The 5,650-nt window shown below is 54.8% G+C and carries 7 protein-coding genes and 1 pseudogene; 7 read left to right on the top strand and 1 reads right to left on the bottom strand.

What is annotated here, in order from left to right; genetic code table 11:
• The 7 genes and pseudogenes from CW267_RS29405 to CW267_RS29370 all read left to right on the top strand — a co-directional run.
• Positions 1-176: pseudogene (locus CW267_RS29405) on the top strand (multidrug transporter MdtH); the annotation flags it as partial.
• 115 nt (positions 177-291) lie between these two features.
• Positions 292-852, top strand: coding sequence for a lipoprotein (locus tag CW267_RS29400; RefSeq protein ID WP_012542249.1), 561 nt, complete (start codon positions 292-294; stop codon positions 850-852).
• A gap of 125 nt (positions 853-977) precedes the next feature.
• Positions 978-2,024, top strand: coding sequence for a dihydroorotase (pyrC, locus tag CW267_RS29395; RefSeq protein WP_008805970.1), 1,047 nt, complete (start codon positions 978-980; stop codon positions 2,022-2,024).
• A 73-nt stretch (positions 2,025-2,097) separates the two neighbouring features.
• The gene (dinI, locus tag CW267_RS29390; RefSeq protein ID WP_002898994.1) at positions 2,098-2,349 is read left to right on the top strand and encodes a DNA damage-inducible protein I; all 252 of its coding nucleotides are present in this window, start codon (positions 2,098-2,100) and stop codon (positions 2,347-2,349) included.
• A 304-nt stretch (positions 2,350-2,653) separates the two neighbouring features.
• Entirely contained in the window at positions 2,654-2,908 is a 255-nt protein-coding gene (gene bssS, locus CW267_RS29380) for a biofilm formation regulator BssS (protein WP_008805969.1), read from the top strand.
• A 126-nt stretch (positions 2,909-3,034) separates the two neighbouring features.
• On the top strand, positions 3,035-4,153 hold the full coding sequence (solA, locus tag CW267_RS29375; protein WP_008805968.1) for an N-methyl-L-tryptophan oxidase: 1,119 nt from the start codon (positions 3,035-3,037) through the stop codon (positions 4,151-4,153).
• Between the two features lie 72 nt (positions 4,154-4,225).
• Positions 4,226-4,339, top strand: coding sequence for a DUF2770 family protein (locus CW267_RS29370; RefSeq protein WP_002898988.1), 114 nt, complete (start codon positions 4,226-4,228; stop codon positions 4,337-4,339).
• Here CW267_RS29370 and CW267_RS29365 read toward each other — a convergent pair.
• Positions 4,325-5,389: a rhodanese-related sulfurtransferase gene (locus tag CW267_RS29365; RefSeq protein WP_008805967.1), complete on the bottom strand. Its 1,065-nt coding sequence runs from the start codon at positions 5,387-5,389 to the stop codon at positions 4,325-4,327. The two genes, CW267_RS29370 and CW267_RS29365, sit on opposite strands and share 15 nt — an antisense overlap.
• Positions 5,390-5,650 lie beyond the last annotated feature (261 nt).

Raw genomic sequence — 5,650 nt, 5'->3', positions numbered from 1 at the left:
GCGGCGCGCTGGGTTACGCGGGCGGCGGCTGGCTGTTTGATGCCGGCAAAGCCGTGGGCCAGCCCGAACTGCCGTGGCTGATGCTCGGCGCCATTGGGTTTATCACTTTCCTTGCCCTGTGGTGGCAATTCAGTCCAAAACGCTCCGCCTCCGGTATGCTGGAGCCGCGCACCTAAGAGCGTAGGTCCGCGGTTTCTCCTGCCTTTCAGCCTATTCTGCTGGCATGAAGAATGCTGACAGGTCATGATGCTTTGTGTCAGGATGAATGATGGTACGAGCTTGAGGAACCCCATGAAAAAAATATTGATCGCCGCGGCGCTGATTGTCAGCGGTCTGCTGAGCGGCTGTAACCAGTTGACCCAATACACGGTAAGCGAGCAGGAGATAAACCAGGCGCTGCAGAAGCGTAACCATTTCGCCAAAGATATCGGTCTGAAAGGCGTTGCCGATGCCCATATTGAGCTGCAGAACCTGACCAGCGCTATTGGCCGTGAAGAGCCGGGTAAAGTCACGCTGACCGGGGTCGCCAACGTCGATCTGAACTCCCTGTTCGGCACCCAGAAAGCGACGATCGATCTGAAGCTCAAAGCGCTGCCAACCTTTGACAGAGAGAAAGGCGCTATCTTCCTGCAGGAAATGGAGGTGGTCGATGCCAAAGTGGCGCCCGAGAAGCTGCAGTCGGTGATTCAGGCCCTGCTCCCCTATCTGAATCAGTCGCTGCGCAGCTACTTCAGCCAGCAACCGGCCTATGTCCTGCGTGAAGACGCCAGCACCGGCGAAGCGCTGGCGAAGAAATATGCCAAGGGCATAGAGGTGAAACCGGGCGAAATTGTCATCCCCTTTACCAATTAATCTCCAGGGCGCTACGGCGCCCTGAATTTTTTACGGAAATGAGTGCAAAGGAAAACGTTTACGCTTATCCTTAGTGCCCGGCAAAAAACAGCCCTGATGACTGAACCTATTAGCCGGAGCCTTCCATGACAGCACAACCCCAGGTATTGAAAATCCGCCGCCCAGACGACTGGCATATCCATCTGCGTGATGACGATATGCTGAAAACCGTCGTGCCTTACACCAGTGAGTTTTATGGCCGGGCGATCGTGATGCCGAATCTGGTGCCGCCTGTCACCACCGTCGCGGCGGCTATCGCCTATCGCCAGCGCATTATGGACGCCGTCCCGGCCGGGCACGATTTTACCCCGTTGATGACCTGCTATCTGACAGACTCCCTCGACCCGGCGGAGCTGGAGCGCGGCTTTAACGAAGGTGTGTTCACCGCCGCCAAGCTCTACCCGGCCAACGCCACGACCAACTCCAGCCACGGTGTCACCAGCACCGACGCCATTATGCCGGTGCTGGAGCGGATGGAAAAACTGGGCATGCCGCTGCTGGTACATGGGGAAGTCACCCACGCCGAGATTGATATTTTCGATCGTGAAGCGCGCTTTATTGACACGGTGATGGAGCCCCTGCGCCAGCGCCTGCCCGGTCTGAAGGTGGTCTTTGAGCATATTACTACCAAAGATGCCGCCGAATATGTGCGTGACGGCAATGAACTGCTGGCGGCCACTATTACCCCGCAGCACCTGATGTTCAACCGCAACCATATGCTGGTCGGCGGTATTCGTCCTCACCTGTACTGCCTGCCGGTACTCAAACGCAATATTCATCAGCAGGCGCTGCGCGAACTGGTCGCCAGCGGCTTTAGCCGCGCCTTCCTTGGCACCGACTCCGCGCCGCACGCCCGCCATCGTAAGGAAGCCAGCTGCGGCTGCGCCGGCTGCTTCAACGCCCCGACCGCCCTCGGCAGCTACGCCACCGTGTTTGAAGAAATGAACGCTCTGCAGCACTTTGAAGCCTTCTGCTCGCTGAACGGCCCGCGCTTCTACGGTCTGCCGGTCAATGAAAGCTATGTTGAGCTGGTGCGTGAAGAGACCACGGTCGTTGACAGCATTGCGCTGCCCAATGATAGCCTGGTCCCGTTCCTGGCGGGTGAAACCGTTCGCTGGACGATGAAGCGATAAAAAACGTAGCCCCCTGTTGTCAACGCCCACCGGATACTGTATAAATAACCAGTATCAAACACAGGGGGCAATTATGCGCATCGAAGTGTCTATCGCCAAAACGACCGCCTTACCCAACGGCGCGCTGGAAGCGCTGAATAACGAACTCTCCCGGCGTATCGCCGAGCAATTCCCGGCCATCGACAGTCAGGTGAGCGTGCGCTACGCCACCGGCAACCAGCTCTCGGTGTTCGGCGCCCTGAAAGAAGACAAAGACCGGATAAGCGAAATCCTGCAGGAAACCTGGGAAAGCGCGGACGACTGGTTTGTCCACGATCTCTCCTGAAGCATGGCGGGATCCAGTTACTCTGGTTTGCTCCCTCATTGTGCTTTTCTTTGCCGGGTCGCCCCGGCTTTTTTCTCCCCGCCTCTTGTTCAGAATATTCCTGATTATTCTGCTTAATATCGGCTAAAATGGCCATTTCCCGCGCTTATCTTGCGTAAAAAAGCGGCGAAAACAAGAAAATCATGCTGCCTTTCATTTAATTTCTCGAGTTTATTCTTGATCCCTGATATAATTAACTTGCTTCAAAAAACATGCATTAAACCTCGAGAATTGTTGTCTTTTAACATATGAATAAGGGGTTATGATGGAAAAAAATAATGAAGTCATTCAGACCCATCCCCTCGTTGGATGGGACATCAGCACCGTTGATAGCTACGATGCGCTGATGTTGCGCCTGCACTACCAGAACCCCACTCAAGAAAACAGTCATGATGCTGAAATTGGCCAGACGCTATGGCTAACGACGGACGTCGCACGTCAATTTATTTCAATCCTGGAAGCAGGCATTGCGAAGATTGAATCTGGCGAATACCAGGAAAACGAGTACCGCCGACATTAACGCGATACGGGGAATGACTAAACAATAGTCTTAACAGGCACCTGCGGGTGCCTGAATTATTTTCGGGCTTGTATAAGCGCAGGGAGTTAATTACCCTGCTAATAAGGCAATTACCCGGAACTCACCATGCAATACGATCTTATCATTATCGGCAGCGGATCGGTCGGCGCTGCCGCTGGCTATTATGCGCGTCGTGCCGGACTCAATGTTCTGATGACCGATGCCCACCAACCTCCCCATCAGGAGGGCAGCCATCATGGCAGTAGCCGTCTTATCCGTCACGCTTATGGCGAAGGTGAAAAGTATGTTCCGCTGGTGCTGCGCGCCCAGCAGCTGTGGGATGAACTGGCTGAAATCAGCGGCGAAGCCGTTTTTGAACGCACCGGCGTCATTAACCTCGGCCCCGCCAGCTCTCCTTTCCTGGCCAACGTCGCCGCCAGCGCCAGGGCGTTCGATCTTGAGGTTGAAGAGTTAGATGCTCAGGCCGTCATGCAGCGCTGGCCGGAGATACGCCTTCCCGACGACTATCGGGCGATTTTCGAACCGGCGTCCGGCGTACTGCGCAGTGAGCTGGCTGTCGAGACCTGGATACGTCTGGCACGGGAAGCTGGCTGCGCGCAGCTATTCAACTGCCCGGTCTCAGCCATTCATCACCATGCAGACGGGGTCACCATTGATACCCTTGACGGTGAATATCACGGCAAGAAATTGCTGATTAGCGCCGGTACCTGGGTCACCCGCCTGCTTCCGGACCTCCCCATCCAGCCGGTACGTAAGGTTTTTGCCTGGTTCCAGGCCGATGGCCGTTACAGCAGCAAGAATCATTTCCCGGCATTCACCGGCGAGCTACCCAACGGCGATCAATACTACGGTTTCCCGGCGGAAGATAACGAGCTAAAGATCGGCAAGCATAACGGCGGTCAGCCTGTCTCCACGCCGCAGGAGCGATCGGCGTTTGGCGCTGTCGCCAGCGATGGTTCCGAATCCTTTCCGTTTTTACGTAACGTCCTGCCCGGGATCGGCGGCTGTCTGCACGGCGCCTCCTGCACCTATGACAACACGGTCGATGAAGATTTTATTATCGATACGCTCCCTGGCAGACCAGACACACTGCTGATCACCGGTCTGAGCGGCCATGGCTTTAAGTTTGCGCCGGTGCTGGGAGAAATTGCCAGTCAGTTTGCCCAGGGACAGACGTCGACCTTTAACCTGACGCCTTTCTCGCTGGCGCGCTTTAGCTCATAACGGAATGCGGCACGCTTGCCGCCGGAAAAAAAACGGCCTCTGTGTCGAGGCCGTTAGTCATTGAGAACGGTTATGCGTCGCCTGTTTAATATGCTGGTTAACAACGTGCGCGAGCACTTTATGATCTACCTTGCGCTGTGGTTGCTGCTGGCGATCATCGATCTCGTCTGGTTATGGTTTTTCTGACGACTCCGGCTCGGGGATCCCGAGTTTGGTGTTCAGTCGGCCACGCGATTTGTTAAAGATTTTATTGCCGTTTTCGCGTCCGGCGCGCAGTTTGCGCTGCTCCTCTTCCGGCAGCTTATGCTCTTCCATGCACGCTTCGCTACAGCAACCGGCAAACTTCTCAGCGCAGCTCGGGCACTGTATAAACAGCAGATGACAGCCATCATTCAGGCAATTGGTATGGGTATCGCACGGCGCGCCACACTGATGACAGTGCGCGATGACGTCATCGGAGATACGCTCGCCCATCCGCTCATCAAAGACAAAGTTTTTGCCAATAAAACGGACCGGCAGCCCCTGCTCACGTGCGCGGCGGGCGTACTCAATAATCCCGCCCTCGATATGCCAGACCTTATTGAAACCGTTATGCTTCATCCAGGCGCTGGCTTTTTCACAGCGAATACCGCCGGTGCAATACATAACAATTTTCTTGTCTTTGTGGTCCTGCATCATTTCCACGGCTTTCGGCAGCTGGTCGCGGAAGGTATCCGCCGGGATCTCCAGCGCGTTTTCGAAATGACCCACCTCATATTCATAGTGGTTACGCATATCGATAAATACCGCATCCGGATCGTCAAGCATGGCATTGACGTCCGCCGCCTTGAGATAATCCCCAACATTGGAGGCATCGAAAGAGGGATCGTCGATGCCATCGGCGACAATACGGTCACGCACTTTCAGGCGCAGCACCCAGAAAGATTTCCCATCGTCCTCAAGGGCGATATTGAAACGCAGCCCCGCCAGCGCCGGATCGAAGCCATAGAGAAACTCACGCAGGGCTTCAACGTTGCTTTCCGGCACGCTGATTTGCGCGTTGATCCCTTCCCGGGCCAGATAAATACGGCCAAAGACCTTCAGCTGGGTTAAGGCAACCCATAACGCATCGCGAGTGGCTTGTGGGTCGACAATGGTGAAATATTTATAGAATGAGATCGTCGTGCGCGGCTCGGTCTCAGCCAGCATTTGCGCCTTTAACGTCTCATTTGAAATGCGGTTGTGTAACACTGGCATGGTGTACCTGCTCGACATAGAAATGAGGAAATAAACGGCGGGCATGATATAGCAAAGCTAATTAATTTACATCCCTACATTTTACGCTACATTTCTCTCACCCGGTCGCGCCCCGCTTAACAAAACGAGCTGACTGTCGCCGCCTTTGGCTGGCCGGTAAAAAAATGCGATAATATAAGACGTTGCTCACTGATACGGGTATGAAATGACTCATTTGCCTAAATTTTCTCCGGCGCTGTTGCATCCGCGCTATTGGCTGCT

This window comes from Klebsiella sp. X1-16S-Nf21, from assembly GCF_002837615.1.
GTDB lineage: Bacteria > Pseudomonadota > Gammaproteobacteria > Enterobacterales > Enterobacteriaceae > Klebsiella > Klebsiella variicola.
This window is presented reverse-complemented; position numbering and strand designations above follow the sequence as displayed.

Coding starts and splice junctions, on each gene's coding strand:
- CW267_RS29400 (WP_012542249.1), top strand. CDS start 292: ATGAAAAAAATATTGATCGCCGCGGCGCTGATTGTCAGCGGTCTGCTG.
- pyrC (WP_008805970.1), top strand. CDS start 978: ATGACAGCACAACCCCAGGTATTGAAAATCCGCCGCCCAGACGACTGG.
- dinI (WP_002898994.1), top strand. CDS start 2,098: ATGCGCATCGAAGTGTCTATCGCCAAAACGACCGCCTTACCCAACGGC.
- bssS (WP_008805969.1), top strand. CDS start 2,654: ATGGAAAAAAATAATGAAGTCATTCAGACCCATCCCCTCGTTGGATGG.
- solA (WP_008805968.1), top strand. CDS start 3,035: ATGCAATACGATCTTATCATTATCGGCAGCGGATCGGTCGGCGCTGCC.
- CW267_RS29370 (WP_002898988.1), top strand. CDS start 4,226: ATGCGTCGCCTGTTTAATATGCTGGTTAACAACGTGCGCGAGCACTTT.
- CW267_RS29365 (WP_008805967.1), bottom strand. CDS start 5,389: ATGCCAGTGTTACACAACCGCATTTCAAATGAGACGTTAAAGGCGCAA.